This is a genomic window from Aureimonas glaciei, assembly GCF_014643375.1.
Lineage (GTDB): Bacteria > Pseudomonadota > Alphaproteobacteria > Rhizobiales > Rhizobiaceae > Plantimonas > Plantimonas glaciei.
On record NZ_BMJJ01000002.1, the window covers coordinates 288,952 to 307,642 of the forward strand.

19 protein-coding genes, 1 tRNA gene and 1 pseudogene are annotated in these 18,691 nt (G+C 69.1%); 13 read left to right on the forward strand and 8 right to left on the reverse strand.

The features are described from left to right. Nucleotides 1-65: 65 nt before the first annotated feature. Nucleotides 66-185 (forward strand): annotated as a pseudogene (locus IEX88_RS05350) (fimbrial protein); the annotation flags it as partial. A gap of 287 nt (nucleotides 186-472) precedes the next feature. Then, nucleotides 473-547, forward strand: a tRNA-Glu gene (locus tag IEX88_RS05355). Nucleotides 548-745: 198 nt separating this feature from the next. Here the strand turns inward: IEX88_RS05355 and IEX88_RS05360 are convergent. The 5 genes from IEX88_RS05360 to IEX88_RS05380 form a co-directional block, all read right to left on the reverse strand. Continuing rightward, nucleotides 746-1,159: a DoxX family protein gene (locus IEX88_RS05360; protein WP_188849541.1), complete on the reverse strand. Its 414-nt coding sequence runs from the start codon at nucleotides 1,157-1,159 to the stop codon at nucleotides 746-748. Nucleotides 1,160-1,277: 118 nt separating this feature from the next. Continuing rightward, the gene (locus IEX88_RS05365; protein ID WP_188849542.1) at nucleotides 1,278-1,925 is read right to left on the reverse strand and encodes a response regulator transcription factor; all 648 of its coding nucleotides are present in this window, start codon (nucleotides 1,923-1,925) and stop codon (nucleotides 1,278-1,280) included. A 76-nt stretch (nucleotides 1,926-2,001) separates the two neighbouring features. Beyond that, nucleotides 2,002-3,471: a histidine kinase gene (locus IEX88_RS05370; protein WP_188849543.1), complete on the reverse strand. Its 1,470-nt coding sequence runs from the start codon at nucleotides 3,469-3,471 to the stop codon at nucleotides 2,002-2,004. Nucleotides 3,472-3,522: 51 nt separating this feature from the next. Beyond that, complete coding sequence (locus IEX88_RS05375; protein WP_188849544.1) at nucleotides 3,523-4,044, reverse strand: hypothetical protein; 522 nt, start codon at nucleotides 4,042-4,044, stop codon at nucleotides 3,523-3,525. A gap of 72 nt (nucleotides 4,045-4,116) precedes the next feature. After that, nucleotides 4,117-4,254 carry a hypothetical protein gene (locus IEX88_RS05380; RefSeq protein ID WP_188849545.1) on the reverse strand — a complete coding sequence of 46 codons (138 nt, stop codon included), beginning with the start codon at nucleotides 4,252-4,254 and terminating at the stop codon, nucleotides 4,117-4,119. Between the two features lie 135 nt (nucleotides 4,255-4,389). Between IEX88_RS05380 and IEX88_RS05385 the strand changes: the two genes are divergently transcribed. The 11 genes from IEX88_RS05385 (at nucleotide 4,390) to IEX88_RS05435 (ending at nucleotide 14,742) form a co-directional block, all read left to right on the forward strand. After that, the gene (locus IEX88_RS05385; RefSeq protein WP_188849546.1) at nucleotides 4,390-6,330 is read left to right on the forward strand and encodes a methanol/ethanol family PQQ-dependent dehydrogenase; all 1,941 of its coding nucleotides are present in this window, start codon (nucleotides 4,390-4,392) and stop codon (nucleotides 6,328-6,330) included. 115 nt (nucleotides 6,331-6,445) lie between these two features. Continuing rightward, complete coding sequence (moxJ, locus tag IEX88_RS05390; protein WP_188849547.1) at nucleotides 6,446-7,375, forward strand: methanol oxidation system protein MoxJ; 930 nt, start codon at nucleotides 6,446-6,448, stop codon at nucleotides 7,373-7,375. Between the two features lie 33 nt (nucleotides 7,376-7,408). Then, nucleotides 7,409-7,936, forward strand: coding sequence for a cytochrome c(L), periplasmic (gene moxG, locus IEX88_RS05395; protein ID WP_188849548.1), 528 nt, complete (start codon nucleotides 7,409-7,411; stop codon nucleotides 7,934-7,936). Nucleotides 7,937-8,076: 140 nt separating this feature from the next. Beyond that, nucleotides 8,077-8,370, forward strand: coding sequence for a methanol dehydrogenase (locus IEX88_RS05400; protein ID WP_188849549.1), 294 nt, complete (start codon nucleotides 8,077-8,079; stop codon nucleotides 8,368-8,370). A gap of 208 nt (nucleotides 8,371-8,578) precedes the next feature. Continuing rightward, on the forward strand, nucleotides 8,579-9,604 hold the full coding sequence (locus tag IEX88_RS05405) for an AAA family ATPase (protein ID WP_308423829.1): 1,026 nt from the start codon (nucleotides 8,579-8,581) through the stop codon (nucleotides 9,602-9,604). After that, on the forward strand, nucleotides 9,601-10,518 hold the full coding sequence (locus IEX88_RS05410) for a DUF58 domain-containing protein (RefSeq protein WP_188849551.1): 918 nt from the start codon (nucleotides 9,601-9,603) through the stop codon (nucleotides 10,516-10,518). Before IEX88_RS05405 ends, IEX88_RS05410 begins: the two co-directional genes overlap by 4 nt. Next, complete coding sequence (locus tag IEX88_RS05415) at nucleotides 10,515-11,432, forward strand: nonribosomal peptide synthetase MxaA (RefSeq protein WP_188849552.1); 918 nt, start codon at nucleotides 10,515-10,517, stop codon at nucleotides 11,430-11,432. Before IEX88_RS05410 ends, IEX88_RS05415 begins: the two co-directional genes overlap by 4 nt. Next, complete coding sequence (locus IEX88_RS05420) at nucleotides 11,429-12,499, forward strand: vWA domain-containing protein (RefSeq protein ID WP_188849553.1); 1,071 nt, start codon at nucleotides 11,429-11,431, stop codon at nucleotides 12,497-12,499. Before IEX88_RS05415 ends, IEX88_RS05420 begins: the two co-directional genes overlap by 4 nt. Beyond that, entirely contained in the window at nucleotides 12,499-13,125 is a 627-nt protein-coding gene (locus IEX88_RS05425) for a hypothetical protein (RefSeq protein WP_188849554.1), read from the forward strand. The genes IEX88_RS05420 and IEX88_RS05425 overlap by 1 nt, the downstream gene beginning before the upstream one ends. Continuing rightward, nucleotides 13,122-14,177 carry a vWA domain-containing protein gene (locus IEX88_RS05430; protein ID WP_210319237.1) on the forward strand — a complete coding sequence of 352 codons (1,056 nt, stop codon included), beginning with the start codon at nucleotides 13,122-13,124 and terminating at the stop codon, nucleotides 14,175-14,177. The genes IEX88_RS05425 and IEX88_RS05430 overlap by 4 nt, the downstream gene beginning before the upstream one ends. A gap of 28 nt (nucleotides 14,178-14,205) precedes the next feature. Beyond that, nucleotides 14,206-14,742 carry an SRPBCC family protein gene (locus IEX88_RS05435; protein ID WP_188849555.1) on the forward strand — a complete coding sequence of 179 codons (537 nt, stop codon included), beginning with the start codon at nucleotides 14,206-14,208 and terminating at the stop codon, nucleotides 14,740-14,742. A 138-nt stretch (nucleotides 14,743-14,880) separates the two neighbouring features. Here IEX88_RS05435 and IEX88_RS05440 read toward each other — a convergent pair whose 3' ends face one another. Genes IEX88_RS05440 through IEX88_RS05450 form a run of 3 tightly spaced genes read right to left on the reverse strand, consistent with a single transcriptional unit; the run spans nucleotide 14,881 to nucleotide 18,619 of the window. Then, on the reverse strand, nucleotides 14,881-17,166 hold the full coding sequence (locus IEX88_RS05440) for a xanthine dehydrogenase family protein molybdopterin-binding subunit (protein ID WP_188849556.1): 2,286 nt from the start codon (nucleotides 17,164-17,166) through the stop codon (nucleotides 14,881-14,883). Next, nucleotides 17,163-18,146 carry an FAD binding domain-containing protein gene (locus IEX88_RS05445; RefSeq protein WP_188849557.1) on the reverse strand — a complete coding sequence of 328 codons (984 nt, stop codon included), beginning with the start codon at nucleotides 18,144-18,146 and terminating at the stop codon, nucleotides 17,163-17,165. The genes IEX88_RS05440 and IEX88_RS05445 overlap by 4 nt, the downstream gene beginning before the upstream one ends. Beyond that, nucleotides 18,143-18,619: a (2Fe-2S)-binding protein gene (locus IEX88_RS05450; protein ID WP_188849558.1), complete on the reverse strand. Its 477-nt coding sequence runs from the start codon at nucleotides 18,617-18,619 to the stop codon at nucleotides 18,143-18,145. Before IEX88_RS05450 ends, IEX88_RS05445 begins: the two co-directional genes overlap by 4 nt. Nucleotides 18,620-18,691: the final 72 nt, after the last annotated feature.

The window sequence follows — 18,691 nt, forward strand, 5'->3', positions numbered from 1 at the left end:
CGTCGTGAGCGGTGGCGCTCGGGGAGAAGACGGCGATGGCCGACGTGAACGACGACGACGACGCGCCGCTCGACCCGGCCACCGAACGCCTCCGGCGAAAGATGGTGCGGCTTCTGGCCGTCGCCGTCGCCACGATGCTGATCGGCGTTATGGCCGTGCTCGGCGCTGTTGTCTACAAGATCAACCAGGACAGCCCCGCCGCCGGCGATCTCGACCTTGCGATCGACCTTCCGGCCGGCAGCGCCATCGCCGACATGGCGCTCGACGGCGACGAGGCCCTCCTGCGCCTCGAGGGCGCGACATCAGACCTTCTGCGCGTCGACCTGCGGACGGGGGCGATCATCGCCCGCTACAAGGTCTCGCCCCCCTGACACTTGGGGCCTCGGTGCCGCTTTGGCGCGATGCGACGGAAGTCGGCGGAAGGGGCTTGCGTTCGGCAAAATCCCCGACTATACCCCACCGCACTGGTTACGCGCCCATCGTCTAGCGGTTAGGACGACGCCCTCTCACGGCGTAAACAGGGGTTCGATTCCCCTTGGGCGTACCAGTTCCCCTTCCCATCGAAGACATCTCTTGAGAATGATGGCGCCTGCCTTGCGCGGCGCCCGCGGCTGTCGAACCGTGCGTGTCGGCGTCCTTGGGCTGCCGTGCGGTCTCGGTCGAGCGTCCTTGAGTCCGCGCCGCCGCCGGGCTGCGCCGCCTTGCCCCTGGCCCTGCCGGTAGATCCAAGGCCAGGCCACCGTTCTCACGCCAGCCGCTGCGTCCCGCGACCGGCGGTAAGCCCGTCGACGCTCCAGGCGCCCGGACCGGTGAAGACGAACAGCAGGAAGACGAAGCAGTAGAGGATGGGCGTGTCGCCGCCGTTCAGCACCGGATAGAGCGAATCTGGCGCGTGGAACATCCAATAGGCGACCGCCATCTGGCCCGAGAGCAGGAAGGCCACCGGCCGGGTCAGCACGCCGAACAGGATGAGGATCCCGCCGACGAACTGCATGATGCCGCCCACTCCCGACAGCGAGAGAAGCGCCGGCATGCCGCGCTCGGAAACCGCCGGGAAGCCGAAGAGCTTCTGGGTGCCGTGCTCCATGAAGATGAGGGCCGTGACGATGCGCAGGGCCGCGAGGGCATGGGGGCTGTAGCGATCGAGAGCGTTGAGCATCGATGTCTCCTGTAGGACATCGCCAGGCGACCGCGTTCCGAAGCCTTGGCGACGAGGGTGGCGGGGCGGTGTCGCGGCGCTTCGAAGCGTCGCTCGCGGCTCTGCCGGCGGCGTCCGCCTACAGGCGCCGGCTGGAGCGCTGGGCGTCGACGAGGCGGATGCATTTGAAGACGAGGTCCGGCAGGGCCTTGGCGGAAAGCTTCACCTTCAGGCTGGAGCAGATGTTGGCGACGGTCTTGTAGCTGATGCCCAGCGCCTGGGAGATGCCCTGGTAGGAATGCCCCGCGGCCAGCGCGCCGATGATCTCGAGTTCGCGGGCGGAAAAGGAGGCCGTCGCGGGGTTGTCCGAGGGCTGGTTGAGGAAAGCCACCTTGGTCGCGAGGCTCGCCGACAGGAAGGGCCGCCCCTGGCTCACCGCCTCGTAGGCGCTGCCGATCTCCTCCGGGCTGGCGTCCTTCTGCACGAAGCCGGTGGCGCCGAGATTCAATGCCCGGCGCACGACGATCGGATCGTCGTACATGGAGAAGACCAGGATCGGCGTCCGCTGGTCGAAGCTGCGCAGCCGCCGGAGGAAGGAAAGACCGGCAAAGGCGTTCGTGCCGAAGGAGAGATCGAGCAGGATCGTTTCCGGCCGCTGGCGTCGATAGGAGCGGAATCCTTCGAGCGGCGAGCCGGCGCCGACGATCTCGCAGGCCCCGTAGGCGGCGACGATCCGCTTGCAGCCCTGCAGGACGATCGGATGGTCGTCGATGATCAAGGTGTACATGGCTGGCTTCTCCTGGCCCCGGCCGGGCAATCGACCGGGCGATGCCGCCGACCTTGTCCCTCTGCGCGGAACCGGTTCATGGGCGTGTCGGCCGGTCGGGATCGATGCGCCGGGCAAGGGCGCAGGGAACCCGCATGGACGTGCGCGTTTCGTCCGCCGTGCGCTGCGGCGCCGTCCAGGAACCGCCGAGCGCCTCGACCCGCTCGGCGATGCCGAGAAGCCCGAGACCCGTGCCGGGCTTGGGCGGCGGTCCCGTGCCGTCGTCGACGACCGTCACGTCGAGAACGGTCGGCAGGGACGACACGGCGCCCGCGGCGGGACCGCTGACCAGCGCGACGCTCACGCGCCTCGCTCTGCCATGGCGAATGGCGTTGAGGACGCTTTCCTGAACGAACCGATAGACGGTAAGGTCGACGACGTCGCCGAAGCTGAAATCCTCTGTCCGGCAGTCGAGGTCGAAGACGGTGCCGGGCGAGATGCGCTCGAATTCGGCAGCCAGTTCGCCGATGGAATCGCACAAGGGAACCTTGGCGATCGACATCGGCCTCAGATTGGACAGCACGCGGCGCACGATCTCCTGGATCGTGCGCGCCTGCGCGTCGATCGCGGCGACGGTCTCCGACAGGGTGCCGTCCCGGTCGGTCGACTGCGCCTCGACCAGATGCTTCAGCGAGCCCGCGGTGGCTCGGATGCCGAAGAGATGCGGGCCCATTTCGTCGTGGAGATCGTTGGCCAGCCGCCGCCGCTCGTCCTCCTGCGCCAGCAGCAGGCGCAGCGCGAGGTGCTGGTTCTCCCGCTGCTTGGCCAGGAGATGCGAGGCGAGGTCGTTGACCCCGTCGGCCAGCGGACGGAATTCGGCGTAGCCGGTGATCGGCACGCGGGTCTCGAGCTGGCCGCCACGCAGGTCGTCGAGCGCCTCGGTCACCCGCTTCAGGCGGGAGAAGATGAGATCGATCGAGACGAAGGAGATGACGAGAATGAGCGCGCCGTAGCCCATCGTGAGCGGCAGGATGATGCGAAAATCCATCCAGACTTCCAGGATCTCGTCGCTGTCGTCGGATTCGAGCAGCACGCGGCCTTTGTGGTCGTCGGCAAACCGCAGCGGAAAGACTTCCACCCGCGGTTCGGCGTGGATGAGGGACGTGAACCAGGAAGGGGAGGCGACGCCCTCGTCCTCCTCGGCCTGGCGCGCCTCGTGCGCCGGCACCGAGGATCGCTCGACACCGCCTTCCTCGGTGACGGTGGCCGAGACATGGCGCATCTCGGAGAGTTCCTCGATCAGCTCCGCCAGGGCGGCGCCCGGCGCATCGGCCGCTTCGATCGCGGGGATCCGCGAAGCGATGAAGCGCGCGGCGATCTGGAAGGAGGCTTCGACCTCCTGCTCCGTCGCCAGGCGGGCATTGATCACGAGGCCGAAGGCGACGGCGAGCCAGACGAGGGCGCTGAGGCACAGGAGGCCAGCGAGGATGCGCAGCTTCAGGCGAACGGCCCGCCGGGCCGGGACCCCGTCCAGTGCCAAAGCGTGCGGCGCGGTTTCGGCCGTCATGCCCCCGTCCCCGGCAAGAGGCGGTCTCGATCCCAGGATGACCGTGCGCGATCAGAGCCCATGCGGCAGCCTTTCCGCGCGGAATTCCGCCGCCAGCCGCAGACTGGCGGCCTCCTTGTCGAACCCCTGGCGCAGCAGATTGAGATAGTGGTGGACGAGGGTGCCGAACAACAGCTTCTGCCCGTCGCGCGACCGGAACAGCAGGCGGTGGAAGAGCGCCTCCAGCGTGGCGTCGGCGCCGCCACCCAGCCCCGGCGTCGCCTCGATCGAGTCCTGCGCCTGCACCAGCCGGTTGGCGATCATTCGGGGGCTTTCGACATAGGAGACGGAGGCCTCGCCGAGAAGCTTCCGGAAGCGCTCGACCCGCTCCGCCGGCGGTCGCCGCACCTCGCCGGAATCGAGGCCCGCCAGCCAGACCTCGGGCGCCGTCGTCTCGGATAGCGCCTGCCATCGCGGCTCGGGCGGACCTGGTATGCGGGCGTCGACCAGCGGCACCGGGGCGTCGTCGCAGGCCGTCACCAGCAGGCAGGCCGTGAAGGCGATCGTGGTCCCCCAACAGTGTGCGTCGGCCAATCGCGATCTCGCCTGCATGCTCGTTTGCTTTCTCGGTGCCCGTCCTGATCCTGCCCCGTGCCTGCAAGCAAATCAATCACAAGAACAGCTGAATTTTGATGTTGCATTGCGAAAGCGCGGCGCAACATCTTTATTGGCGGCAGCATTTTTCTGTAACAGTCCGATGATCGTCGGGAAGTTCTTCCCGATGAATGCACTTCCTGTTCCCATGGACGGCTCCGGGAGGGCGTGACAGCATTTGGACACTGCCGAATACGGTGTGTGTTCAGTGGCTTCTCAGATGGGCACCAGCAATTTCCGTTCGATGAACGTCAAGAGACGGATCGATCAATCCAGGGAGGAACAATGATGAAGTACTTGTCCACCGTGTCGGGTGCCGCACTGCTCTGTACCGTGCTGACGGGATCGATGCTGAGCGCGTCCGCCAATGAGAAGCTGGTCGAGCTGGCGAAGGACCCGGCGAACTGGGTGATGACCGGGCGCGACTACAACGCCCAGAATTTTAGCGAGATGACGACGATCAACAAGGAGAACGTGAAGAATTTGCGCTCTGCCTGGTCGTTCTCGACGGGCGTGCTGCATGGCCACGAGGGAACGCCACTCGTTGTCGACGGCATGATGTACGTCCACACGCCCTTCCCGAACACGACCTTCGCGCTCTCGCTCGACGAGCCGGGCAAGATCGTCTGGCAGAACAAGCCGCGCCAGGATCCGACCGCCCGCGCGGTGGCCTGCTGCGACGTCGTCAACCGGGGTCTTGCCTACTGGCCGGGCGACGACAGCGTCGGCCCTCTGGTGTTCCGCACGCAGCTCGACGGCAAGATCGTCGCCATGGACGCCAAGACCGGCGTCACCCGCTGGGAACTGGAGAATTCCGACATCAAGGTCGGCTCGACCCTCACCATCGCCCCCTACATCATGAAGGACATCGTCGTCGTCGGCTCCTCGGGCGCCGAGCTCGGCGTGCGCGGCTACGTCACCGGCTACAACGTCAAGACCGGCGAGCAGCTCTGGCGCTCCTACGCCACTGGCCCCGACGAGGAGGTCCGCCTCGGCGCCAACTTCAACGACGCCAATCCGCAATACGGCCAGAAGGGGCTGGGCACCAAGACCTGGGAGGGCGACGCCTGGAAGATCGGCGGCGGCACCAATTGGGGCTGGTATGCCTATGATCCCGACGTCGATCTCTTCTACTACGGTTCCGGCAATCCCGCGCCGTGGAACGAGACCATGCGGCCCGGCGACAACAAGTGGACGATGACCATCTGGGGCCGCGACCCCGACGACGGCATGGCCGCCTTCGGCTACCAGAAGACGCCGCATGACGAGTGGGACTATGCCGGCGTCAACGTGATGATGCTGTCCGAGCAGGAGGACAAGGAGGGCAAGATGCGCAAGCTTCTGACCCACCCTGACCGCAACGGCATCGTCTACACGCTCGACCGCACCAATGGCGACCTCGTCTCGGCCGACAAGATCGACGACACGGTGAACTGGGTGACCCAGGTCGACCTGAAGACCGGCCTGCCGCAGCGCGATCCGGAATTCGGCACGCGCATGGACCACACGGCGCGCGACATCTGCCCGTCGGCGATGGGCTACCACAACCAGGGCCATGATTCCTTCGACCCGGCCCGCAAGCTCTTCTACATGGGCATCAACCACATCTGCATGGACTGGGAGCCCTTCATGCTGCCCTACCGGGCCGGGCAGTTCTTCGTCGGCGCGACGCTGAACATGTATCCGGGGCCGAAGGGCGACCGGCAGAACTATCTCGGCCTCGGCCAGGTCAAGGCCTATGACGCCATCAAGGGCGACTTCAAGTGGGAAGTCATGGAGCGCTTCGCGGCCTGGGGCGGCACGCTCGCCACCGCCGGCGGCGTGATGTTCTACGGAACCCTCGACGGCTTCATCAAGGCGCGCGACTCCGACACGGGCGAGCTCCTGTGGAAGTACAAGCTGCCGTCGGGCGTCATCGGCCATCCCATGACCTACGAGCACAATGGCGTGCAGTACGTCGCCATCTACTACGGCGTCGGCGGCTGGCCGGGCGTCGGCCTCGTCTTCGACCTCGCCGATCCGACCGCCGGCCTCGGTGCCGTCGGCGCCTTCAAGGAACTGGCGAACTACACCCAGATGGGCGGCGGCGTGATGGTCTTCTCGCTGAACGGCGAGGGTCCCTACAGCGATCTGGAGAAGGGCGAGTACCAGCCGACGATCGGCTCGCCGCCGCCGGCCAACAAGGGCAACCGCGCCGCCCTCGAAACCGGCCAGGACCCGTCCTGATCCCTGAGCGACGACAGGCATGCCGGCACAGGCCGGCATGTCCTCCGCCTCCGCCCACCGCGTCCCTCGCGCGCCGAACCACGGGCGCCCGGATCGCTCTTTCGGGAGAACACCGATGACCACACCCTCATCCACCTTCAGGGGCCGGCTGCCCGGCGCCCGCGCCCTCCTCACAGGGTCGGCGCTCGCCGTCTTCCTTGCCACAGGATCCCTTGCCGAGACAGCGACGACCCCGGCAGCCCAGCCGACCGACGCCGACCTGAAGGTCGGCCCCAGCGCCTACTCGATCAGCGACACGCTGCGGATCTGCTCCTCGGAAAAGGAAGTCCCTTTCTCCCAGGCGGACGGATCCGGCTTCGAGAACAAGATCGGCTTGGCCCTGGCCGCGGCGATGGGCCGGGAGGCGCAGTTCGTCTGGACGAAAAAGAACGCGATCTATCTCGTCCGCGACGGGCTGGAAAAGCAGACGTGCGATGTCGTGCTTGGCGTCGACACCGGCGATCCCCGTCTGCTGACGTCCGAGCCCTACTATCGCACCGGCTATGCCTTCGTCAGCGAGACCAAGGACAATTTCAACGGCTCGCGCTGGCAGGACGTCGACAGCCCCGGTGTGAAACGCGTGTCGATGCGCCTCTATTCGCCGGCCGAGACGATCATGAAGTATGCCGGCAAATACGAGGACAACCTTGCCTACCTTTATTCGCTCGTCAATTTCGAGTCGCGGCGCAACCAGTATTCCGACGTTGCGCCGGAGCGGATCGTCTCCGAACTGCAAGGCGAGGCGGATCTGGCCATCGCGTTTGCGCCCGAGGTCGCCCGCTACGTCAAGGCCTCGAACGGCGCCTTGAAGCTGACGCTGATCACCAATGCGCTCGAGCAGCAGAACGGCGTCGCCCTGGCTCTGCAATACGACCAGTCGGTCGGCGTGCGCAAAGGCGACGAGGCGCTGCTGCAGGCGGTCAACACGGGGCTCGCCAAGGCCGCCCCGCAGATCCACGCGATCCTGGAGGCCGAGGGAATTCCCCTCCTGCCGCCCAGCAGCTGAACCCTTGGCGATACTTCGGGACGACAACGCATCATGAAGCGCATCATTTTCCTGGCATCCGGCATCGCGCTGATCGCTTTCGGCGCGGCGGCGAACATCCAGCTGACCAACACCGTCGACGGCTCGCCGCTCGACCTGAGCTTCGCCATGGACGAGGGCCGCGACACTGCGGCGGTCAAGACTTTCCTGCAGTCCGGCACCAATCCCTACACCGGGGACGATGCCGTGCTGCCGGAAGGCGAGGAGCTCTTCCTGACGGCCTGCTCGGGCTGCCACGGCCATTATGCCGAGGGCAAGATCGGCCCGGGGCTCAACGACGCCTATTGGACCTATCCCAAGAACGAGACGGACAAGGGCCTGTTCGAGACGATCTACGGCGGCGCGCAGGGCCAGATGGGGCCGCAGTACGGCAGCCTGACCCTCGACGAGATGCTGAAGACCATCGCCTGGATCCGGCATCTCTACACCGGGGACCCCGCCGCGGCGGTCTGGCTGACGGCCGAACAGCGCGCCGCCTTCAAGCCCTACGAGAAACCGGAGGCCCGCCCGCGCAAGCCGTGAGGCGGCGATGAGGACGGTCGGGCCCAGCCGGCGCGGCCGTCGCAAGGACCGGAAAGCGGCCTCGATCAGAAGACCGCAACCCGCGCAAGGGTCGACGCCGCCGGCGGGCGACCGGAACAACGAGATCAGGGAGAAACGACATGAAGACCATCATCGCAGCCCTTGGCGCCCTGGCGCTGTCCCTCGGTGCCTTCGCCCCCGCCGCCCTCGCTTATGACGGCACGGTCTGCAAGGAGGCGGGCAGTTGCTGGGAGCCGAAGCCCGGCTATCCCGAAAAGGTCGAGGGCTCGGAATACGATCCGCAGCACGACCCGATGGAGGTGAACAAGCAGGCGGAGTCGATCAAGGAGATGGAGGCGCGCAACAAGCAGCGCGTCGAGCATTTCGCCAAGACCGGCGAGTTCGTCTTCGACGTCGCCAAAATCACCCAATAACATTTCGAACACCCTTCCCGGCCGTCGTGCCCACTGCGGCCGGGGAGGGACGTGGGAAGCCGGGCGCGCGACACATTCTCCCAAGGAACGTTTCGCTGGCCTCCCAAGCTGGCGGAGCCGTCACCCCGCCCGGCGGACCCCATTTTTCCCGCAGGCCATGCCGTGCCGGCATGGCCCGACCCGCATGACATGGATCAAAGGAAGCGCGATGCTGTCGATGACGATCCAGCTCGACGAATGGCGCGAGCGGGCTCTCGCCTTCGAGACGACGATCGCCGGGGTCGTGCTCGGCCAGGCAGAGGCGTTGCGGCTGATGACCATCGCGATCTTCTGCCGCGGCCATGTTCTCCTCGAAGGCGATGTCGGCGTCGGCAAGACGACGCTCCTGCGCGCCGTCGCGCGCGGCCTCGGCGGACCCTATGAGCGGATCGAGGGTACGATCGACCTGATGCCGAGCGACATGGTCTATTCCGCCTATATCGGCGAGGACGGGCGGCCGCGCATGGAGGAGGGGCCGGTCCTGCGCCATGGCGAGGAGCTCGCCGTCTTCTTCTTCAACGAGATCAACCGGGCGCGGCCGCAGGTCCATTCCCTGCTGCTGCGGCTGATGGCCGAGCGCAGCGTCACCGCCTTTCGCCGCGAATACGCCTTCCCGCATCTCCAGGTCTTCGCCGACCGCAATAAGGTCGAGCGCGACGAGACCTTCGAGCTGCCGGCCGCGGCGCGCGACCGTTTTCTGATGGAGATCTCGATAGCCGCGCCGCGCGACGCGGCCAGCCGGCGCAGTCTCGCCTTCGACCCGCGCTTCCACGATGTCGACCGCCTGCTCGGCGAGGTCGAGGAGGGCCTTCTCGACCATCGCCAGCTCAACCGGGTCGCCGTCGCCATCCAGTCGCAGGTGACGACGAGCGGGGCGATCGAGACCTATGTCGCCGACATCTGGGCCGCCGTGCGCGCGCCGGACGTGGCGGGTATCACGCTCGCCAGCGCCGATGCCAGCCGCCTCGTCGAGGGCGGCGCGAGCCCGCGGGCGATGTCGGCCCTGGTTCGGGCCGCGCGCGTGCGCGCCTGGATGGAAGGGCGGTCGGTCGTCGTTCCCGAGGACATCCGCGCGGTGTTCTCCGCCGTGATGGCGCATCGCATCTTCCTCGCGCCGATGTACGAGATCCGCCGCGATGCCCTCGTTGCCGAGCTTTTCGCCGCGGTGTTTGCCGCGGTCCCGACGCCCGCATGAACGCGGCCGCGCGGGAGGAAGACGCGGCCGTCCGCGACGCGGACGACGTCGACGCCTTCGCGGACCTGCGCTACCGCCTTTCGCGGAACGTGCGCAGCGCCACGGTCGGCGGCCACCGGGGCCTCGGCCTCGGCGCCGACGGGCGCTTTCACGGCCTGGCTCCGCTCGTGGATTTTCCCGATCCCCGCCACATCGACATCGCCGCTTCGATCCGCGATCCCGCGGGCACGGTCTTCGTCCGTCGTTTCCGGCAGCCGTCGCGCGCGACCGTCTTCGCGCTGCTCGACCTGTCGGCCTCGATGGGCCTCGTCGGCACGGTCGACCGCACCGCCGTCGCGGAGCTTCTCGTTGCCGGTCTGGCCCGCATGGTCCGGCGATCGGGCGATCGCTTCGGCCTCGTCGCCGCTCGCGGCGAACCCGACGGCCCGGCCGTCGCGGTGCCGGCCAACCGTCGTTCGGACCTGCCGGCCGAGCTTCGCCGGACGCTGGCCGCAACGGGCGTCGGTGGCACCGGCATAGCCCGCCTTGCCGAAGCTGCGCGGGAGAGCCTGCCGCACCGTCCGGCGCTCGTCTTTCTGATCTCCGACTTCCAGGTTCCACCGAGCGCGCTGGAGGCGCTGCTCGGCACGCTCGTTCTCCACGACGTCCGGCCGATCGTCCTGCGCGACAGCCTGGCCGAGAACCCGCCAGCGCGTTTCGGCTTTGCCCGGATCCGCGATCTCGAGACGGGCGAGGCACGGGTGGTGATGACGCGGCGCGCGACGCTGGCGCGGTGGCGGGCCGCGCGCGAGCGCCACCGCGCCGCCCTGAACGCGACCTTCGCCAGTTTCGGCCTGTCGCCGATCGAGATCACCGACCAGATCGATGTCGACGCGTTTTTCGAGGCGCTCGCCGGCCAGGGGATCGTGTCGTGATCCGCGCGCTGCCGGCGCTCGCCGCCACCCTCTGCTGCACGGCCGCCGCCGCGCAGGGCGAAGAGGGTGTCTTCGTCGACAGCCGCCCGCCCCGCAGCGTCGGCTATTTCGTCGGCGACCGGCTCGATTATGCCGGCACGATCCGCGTGCCTTCCGGCTATGCCGTCGACGAAGCGTCGCGGCCGCGGCCGCGCGATCTCGACTACTGGCTGGAACTGGACCGGGTCTCGATCGAGCCGTCCGGCCGGGGGGAGGGGGAGGGGACCGCCTATGCGGTCCAGCTGCGTTACCAAACCTTCTACGTGCCGCTGGAGCCGCGCGAACTGCGCATTCCGCCGGTGACGATCGGCTTCGTCAGGGCGGCGGACGGGGCAAGGCTCGAGGCGACGCTGCCTGGCTTCACCTTCGTCAGTTCGCCCCTGCGCCCGATCCTGGAGCGCAGCGCGCCGGCGGCGATGCGGCCCGACGCGCCGCTTCTCGTTCTCGACACCCGCCCGGCGCAGTGGCGGACCGGCGCGGCCTTCGCAGTCAGCCTGGCGCTGCTCGGCGTGCTCGCGGCCTATCGCGGCTGGTTGCCGACCGGCGCTCGCCGGCCGCGGCCGCTGGCAGAGGCGGCGCGAAGCCTTGCCCGCTCCGCTCCGCATGCCTCGCCGCAGGCCTACCGGGCCGGGCTCCTCGTTTTGCACCGGGCGCTCGACGCGCGCTTCGCGCGCCGCCTGCTCGCCGACGACCTCGACCTTTTCCTGGCGCTTCACCCGCGCTTCGCCGAGGCCTCTAGCGATCTCCGCCGCTTCTTCGCGGCTTCGCGAAGCCTCCATTTCGGCGACGACGTTGCAGAGGCCATGTGGCAGCTGCCGGCGGGCGACCTCGCAAAACTGGCGCGGCGGCTGGCGTCGATCGAGCGGGCGCCATGAGCGCGCTGCCGAGCCTCTCGGTCGACCGGCCGCTGGTGCTGCTGCTTCTGGCCCTCTGCGCCGTGCCGCTGTTCCTGCCGCTGCTCGCGGCATCGCCGACGCCCTGGTCCGCCTTGACCCCGGCCGACGCCGGATCGCGCTGGGCGGACGCGACCCTCCGCGCCCTGGCCGTCACCGCGATCGCGGCGCTGGTGCTGGCGCTGGCCGGTCTCCACCGCACCGATCAGATCGTCGAGCGGACCGGCGTCGGCGCGCATCTGGTGCTGCTCATCGACCGCTCCAGCAGCATGGACAACACTTTTGCCAACCGCCGGCCGGACGGGACCGAGGAGGCAAAATCCGCTGCCGCCAAACGGCTGATCCTCGCCTTCGTCCGCAGCCGGCCGCGCGACCGCATGGGCGTGGCCACCTTCTCGACCGCGCCGATGCTCGCCGTGCCCCTGACCGATCATCTCGGTCTCGTCGCGGCCGCCCTCGAAACCCTGGACGAGCCGGGCCTCGCCCAGACCAATGTCGGGCGCGGGCTGGCGCTGGCGGTGTCGATGTTCGGGCGCGAGACGGGCTCGGCCTCGCGCGCCGTCGTGCTCGTCTCCGACGGCGCCGGCGTCATCAGCCGCGAGGTGCAGGCCGAACTGCGCGACATGATCGCGCGCGAACCGGTCAATCTCTACTGGCTGTTCCTGCGCTCGGAAGGCTCGAAAGGCCTGTTCGAGCCCTCGGCGCGCGGCGAGCAGGACACGCCGCAGGTTCGCCCGGAGCGTCACCTGAACCTCTTCCTGCAGACGCTCGGCGTTCCCTACCGCGCCTTCGAGGCCGAAAACCCCGACGCCGTGGCCGCCGCCATTGCCGAGATCGACCGGCTGGAGGCGCGGCCCCTCACTTTTTCCGAGCGTATTCCCCGGACCGAACTGCGCTTCCTCGCCTGTCTCGCCGCGCTCGGCGCGCTCCTGCCGCTGATCGCCGTCAAGCTGTGCGAGCACGCGCCCTTCGCCGCCCGGGCGCCGCTGCCGCCGCTGCGGCATCGGGGATCGGGCGCGGCGGCAGTGGCAGCACGGGACGTGTTGTGATGAACGCGCCCGCCGGCCCTTTTTCCCCTCGTCGAGCCGCCAGGGCAGCGCCGAAACACTTCTTTAGTGCGCGCCGGCGGGACGGCCTGACGACCGCGCTGCTGCTGGCGCTTCTGGCCGCCGCCATCGCCTTCACGGCGTGGTCGCTTGCCGATCTTGTCCGCGCCCGCGCCGTCAACGACGCCATTCGTGCGCTGGCGGCGGGACAGGACGTCGAGATCTCCGAGGACGCGCCGGCCCGTCTTCTGGTCGCCCGTGGCAAATTTCTGCTCGACCGCGACCGCATCGAGGCGGCCGAGGCCCTCGCGCCGCAACTGGGGGCCACGGCCGACGCCGCCGCCATCGGCGACTTCGCCCATGACCTCGGCAATGCCCGGCTGCGGGCCGCCTTCCGGCGGATCGAGGACAACGACATCACCGGCGCGACGCCCCTGGTGCGCCTTGCCCAGGAGGATTTTTCCCAGGCCCTCAGGCTCGATCCAGCGCGGTGGGATTCCAAGGTCAATCTCGACATCGCCAGCCGCCTGGTGCGGACGTTTCCGCGGCCGGCGCAGGAGGAGCAGCCGGGCGAGCGGCCGCGCAATGTCTGGACCGACATGCCGGGCCTGCCGCGGGGGCTGCCGTGAAGGCCGCAGCCGGCTGGTTGGCGGCGCGCCCGGCGGGGCTCTGGTGGCTCGTCCTCGCCGCGGTGAGCCTGCTCGTCGCCCTCGGCCGACCGGCGACGGTGCGCGAGGTCGCCCTGCGCGATCTCCTCTTCGTCGTCGACATCACCGGCAGCATGAACGTGCGCGACTACGAGCGGGCGGGCAGTCCGGTGTCGCGGCTCGACATCGCCAAGGCGGAGATCGCCCGCGTGCTGCGCGGCCTGCCCTGCGGCTCGCGCGCGGGCCTCGCCATCTTCACCGAGCGGCGCAGCTTTCCGCTGTTCGCCCCGGCGGAGGTCTGCGAGAACTTTGCGCCGATGGCGGATGCGACCGCGTCGCTCGACTGGCGCATGGGCTGGGACGGCGACAGCCGCGTCGCCTCGGGCGTGCAGAGCGCCATCCGGCTTGCCGCGAGCCTCGAGGCCGATCTCGTCTTTCTCACCGATGGCCACGAGGCACCGCCGCTGCCCTATCAGGGGCGCCGTCCGATCCGGGGGGAGGCGGGCATTGGCGGCGTCATCGTCGGCGTCGGGGGGGCGAGGCCGTCGCCGATCCCGAAATACGACGAGGACGGGCGCGAGATCGGCTTCTACGGCGTCGGCGACATGGTGCACGGTTCGCGGGTCGGCATGGCACCGCCGACCGCCTCCTCGTCTGAAGGCTTTCACCCGCGCAACAACCCCTATGGCGAGGCCGACCTCAAGGGCACCGAGCATCTCAGCGCGGTCCGGACGGACTATCTGCGGCAGATGGCGGCCGAAGCCGGGCTTGGCTACGCGCCGCTCGACCGCGGCCCGGCGCTCGACCGGGCGATCGCCGGCGCCAGCCGGACCCGGCTCGCCGCAACCCGCGTCCCGCTGGACGCGGTCTTCACCGCCCTGGCGCTGGTCGCGCTGGTGGCGGCCCATTTCGCCGCATCCGGCTGGCTCCGCCTGCCGCGGCCGCGCCCGGCGAGCGCCGGCGCGCATCCACCGTCGGCGCAGCCTCGGCCAGACGCCTCGCCAGACCGACGCCTCACCGCCGCCAGACCATGACAGCCAGACCATGACAGAAGGACAGACCATGTTTCGCCGATTGCTCGCCGCCGCCGTGCTTCTCGCGCCGCTCCTCCTTGGCCCAACGGCCTCGGCCCATGGTCCGACGCCGCAGAAGATGGACCAGGCCGTCACCATCGACGCCCCTGCCGACGCGGTCTGGGCCGTCGTCGGCGATTTCGCCGGGATCGGCGCCTGGAACCCGGCGGTGACGTCGGTCGAGGCGGCGGGCGGAAACGAGCGCGGGGCGACGCGCAAGCTCAACCTGTCGACGGGCGCCATCACCGAGAGCCTCGACAGCTACAGCGCCGAGCGCAAAGTCTATTCCTTCCGCCTGTCCGGCGAGAACATCGCGGCCCTGCCGGTCTCCTTCTACACCGCCAAGATCACCGTCGTGCCGAAGGGCGAGGCCAGCGAGGTCCGCTGGATCGGCCGCTTCTATCGCGGCGACACCGGCAATTTTCCATCGCCCGAGCAGGACGATGCGGCCGCCATCGCGGCGATGGAACGCTATATCGGCACCGCTCTCGGCGGCCTGAAGCAGGCGGTCGAGAGCGGACACTGACCGCTGGCCGGAAGACGGCAGCCTGAAGCCGCCGCCTCAACGCCGCGGTCGGCGCCCCCGCGAGGAGGCGCCGGTCAGCTGCGCCCGCTGGCCTGGTGAGCGCTCTTGGCCCTTTTGAGCCCGAGCCTCGGCTCCGGTTCAGATCAGATCGGTGAGCGTGATCGGCAGGCTGCGGATGCGCTTGCCGGTGGCGTGGAAGACGGCGTTGGCAATGGCCGGCGCGACGCCGACGATGCCGACCTCACCGACGCCCTTGCCGCCGAGCACCGAGGCGCCCAGGTCGGGGATGCCGACGGAGATGACCTTGATGTCCGGCACGTCGGCATTCGTCGGCACGAGATAGTCGCCGAGATTGTTGTTGATCACCCGTCCGTTGCGCGCGTCGACATGGCCTTCCTCGAACAGCGCCATGCCGATGCCCATGATGATGCCGCCCTTCCACTGGCTTTCCGCGAGCTTGGGATTGTAGAGCAGCCCGCAATCGAAGGCCGAGACGACGCGCGAGACGCGGACCGTGCCGAAATCCTCGTCCACCCGCACCTCGATGAAGTGCGCGCACCACGAGTGCATGGATTCCTCGCCCGATGTCGGGCCGATCGCCGTCGTCATCGTCGACCAGGTCCGCAGCCGCTCTTCGGGCGATTGCAGATTGTCCGGCAGCGTGTCGCGCGTCACCTCCAGCCGGTCGCGGCCGATTGCGCGCATGAGGTCGGCGACCGAGACGCTGGGGGATTCCGTGCGCGGCGGGCTGATCCGGCCCTGCGACACCGTCAGCGTGTTCGCCGCGACGCCGTGGAAGGGCGAGTCCGGATGCGTCAGAGCGAGGCCGATCAGCTCGTCTCGGGCGGCCGTCGCAGCCTTGTGCACGGCCCCGGTCATGACGCCCGCGAGCTTCGAGCCGCCGGCGACGGGCGAGCCCGGCAGCGATGAATCGCCGAGCCGCACCGAGACGTCCTCGACGGCCACGCCGAAAGCGTCGGCGGCCGTCTGCGCCAGGATCGTGTAGGTGCCCTGGCCGATGTCGGTGGCGCCGCTGACCACCTCGATGCGTCCGTCGGCGGTGACGTTGATCTGCGCCTCGCCATAGTTGCGGATCACCGGAAACGTGCCGAGGCCGACGCCCCAGCCGATCAGGTGGCGGCTCTCACGCATCGACCGCGGCGCCATCGACCGCTTCGACCAGCCGAAGGTTTTGGCGCCTTCGCTAAGCGCCTCGCGCAGCCGCCGCGTCGACCAGGGCTTGTTCGACTGGTGGTCGCGTTCGGCGTAGTTGCGCAGACGGATCTCGACGGGATCGACCCCGACGGCATAGGCCAGCTCGTCCATCGCGCTCTCGATGCCGAAGGCGCTCGGCGACTTGCCGGGGGCGCGCAGGGCGCCGGGCGTCACCGTGTTGACCGGCACCACGCGCTGCTGGCCGCTATAGTTCGGCGTCGCGTAGAGGATGGGCGTCGCCGCGCCGATCTGCTCCGGCCATAGGCCGTAGGTCGAGGTCTCGCTGGCGCCCGTCAGGACGATCGAGTGCAGGACGCCGTCGGTGCCGGCGCCGAGCTTCAACGTCTGCCGTGTCGACGCCCTGCCGCCGTAGAAGGTAAAATTCTGCGGGCGGGTGAGAGCGAGCTTCACCGGCCGTCCGAGCCGGCGCGCCGCGAAGGCGCAGATCGCCTCAAAACCGTAGTTGAAGCCCTTCGAGCCAAAACCGCCGCCGACATAGGGGGAGATCACCTGGATGTTCTCGACCGGCAGATCGAACCATTCGGCGTAGTTGCGGGCCATGGCATGCGTCCACTGGCTGGGCTGCCAGACCGTCAGCCGGTCGCCCTCCCAGCGGGCGATCAGCCCGTGCGGCTCCATCGCCGCATGGTATTCGCGCGGCGTGTGGTAGTCGGCCTCGATCTGCACCGGCGCGGCGCCGAAGGCCGCTTCCGCCTCGCCCCAGGCGACGGTGAACTGCTCGGCCAGCGTCCCGGCCTCGGGTCCGGTCTCCGTCAGGCTGGCGACGGCAGGGGTCTCGTCGTAGGTGACGGCGATCAGCCGCGCTGCCTCGGTAGCCTGCTCGAAGCTCTCCGCCACGACCAGCGCAACCGGCTGGCCGTTGTGGCGCACTTCATGCGGCATCGGCACAAAGGCGCCTTCCGCCAGTTGGCCGGTGAAACTGGTCGCCTGGGCGAGGCCCAGATCGTCCTCCGGCGTCAGCACGAGGAGCGCGCCCGGCGCGGCGAGAGCGGCGGTATCGATCGACAGGACGCGGCCGGCGCCGATGGTGGCGGGAACCAGCACGCCATAGGCAAGGCCCGGCAGCTGCCGCTCCAGCGCGTAGTCGGCCGCGCCGGTGATCTTGCCCTTGCCTTCGTAGCGCGAGAGGCGGGCGCCGATGCTGTCGGCGGCGCGGCCGTGCTTCAGCGGGATATCGTGAACGGTCATGCGAGGCCTCCGACTGTGAGGATGGCGCGCGCGACGACGCGGGAGCCGAGATCGATCTTGTGCTGGTTGTCGCCCTGCGAGACCGCGCCTTCCATGGCGAGAAGGCTGGCCTGGCGGACCGTCGCCTCGTCGAGGGTCTTGCCGCGCAGGGCAGATTCCACACTCCGGGCCCGCCACGGCTTCGTCGCGACGCCGCCGAGCGCGACGCGGATGTCGGCGATGGTGCGCCCGTCGGCCTCCAGCGCAAGGCCGACGGCGGCACTGGCGCTGGCGAACTCGTAGGACTGCCGGTCGCGGACTTTCAGATAGGTCGAGTTGGCCGCGGCCCGGGCCGCCGGGATGGCGATCGCGGTGATCATCTCGCCGGGCGAAAGAACCGTCTCGCGCTCGGGCGTCGCGCCCGGAAGCAGAAAGAAGTCGTCCGCCGCGACCCGGCGTTCGCCGAGATGGATCACCGCGTCGAGGGCGACGAGCACGACGGCGAGATCGCCGGGATAGGTGGCGATGCAATGGTCGCTGATGCCGAGCACCGCATGGTTGCGGGTGACGCCGCCGAGGGCGGAGCAACCGGAACCGGGCGTGCGCTTGTTGCAGGCGGGAAAGGCGGCGGGATCGCGGAAATAGGCGCAGCGCGTGCGCTGCAGGAGATTGCCGCCGAGGCTCGCCATGTTGCGGATCTGCGGCGAGGCGGCGAGGTCCAGCGCGTCCGTGACCGCCGGAAAATAGGCGCGGATGCGGGCATCCGTGGCGACCTTCGCCATGGTCGCCAGCGCCCCGATCACCGCCCCGTCCGCCTCGACGCGAATGTCCGACAGGCCGGGGAGGCGGGTGATGTCGACGACGTGGCGAGGCGCCGCGACGCCGCATTTGGCGAGGTCGAGCAGCGTCGTGCCGCCGGCGAGGAACATCGTCCCGGGCAGGGCGCCGGCGGCGAGGGCGCCGTCCAGGGTCGCGGCGCGGTCGTAGGAAAAGTCTCTCATGCGAGCGCCTCCGCGGCCTGACGGACCGCCGTCACGATGTTGGGATAGGCGCCGCAGCGGCAGAGATTGCCGGCCATGAATTCGCGGATCTCGTCGTCCGAACCGGCATGGCCCTCGCGGATGCAGGCGACGGCCGACATGATCTGTCCCGGCGTGCAGTAGCCGCACTGGAAGGCGTCGGCGTCGAGAAAGGCCTGCTGCACGGCGTGCAGCGTGCCGTCTTCGCCGCCGAGACCTTCGATCGTTTCGACCGAGCGCCCCTCGGCCTGCACGGCGAGGGTGAGGCAGGACAGGACGCGCTCGCCGTCGACATGGACGGTGCAGGCGCCGCACTGGCCCTGGTCGCAGCCCTTCTTCGTGCCGGTCAGGCCGAGATGCTCGCGCAGTGCGTCGAGCAGGGTGACGCGCGGCTCCAGCGTCAGCGCGTGCAGCCGTCCGTTGATCGACAATTCCATGGATTGTGTGGTCGCCATGAGCGGTCTCCGTCCGCGGGAAAAAGCTTCGGTGTCCGGAAGCGATGCGGCGACGATGCACTTCGCATCGAC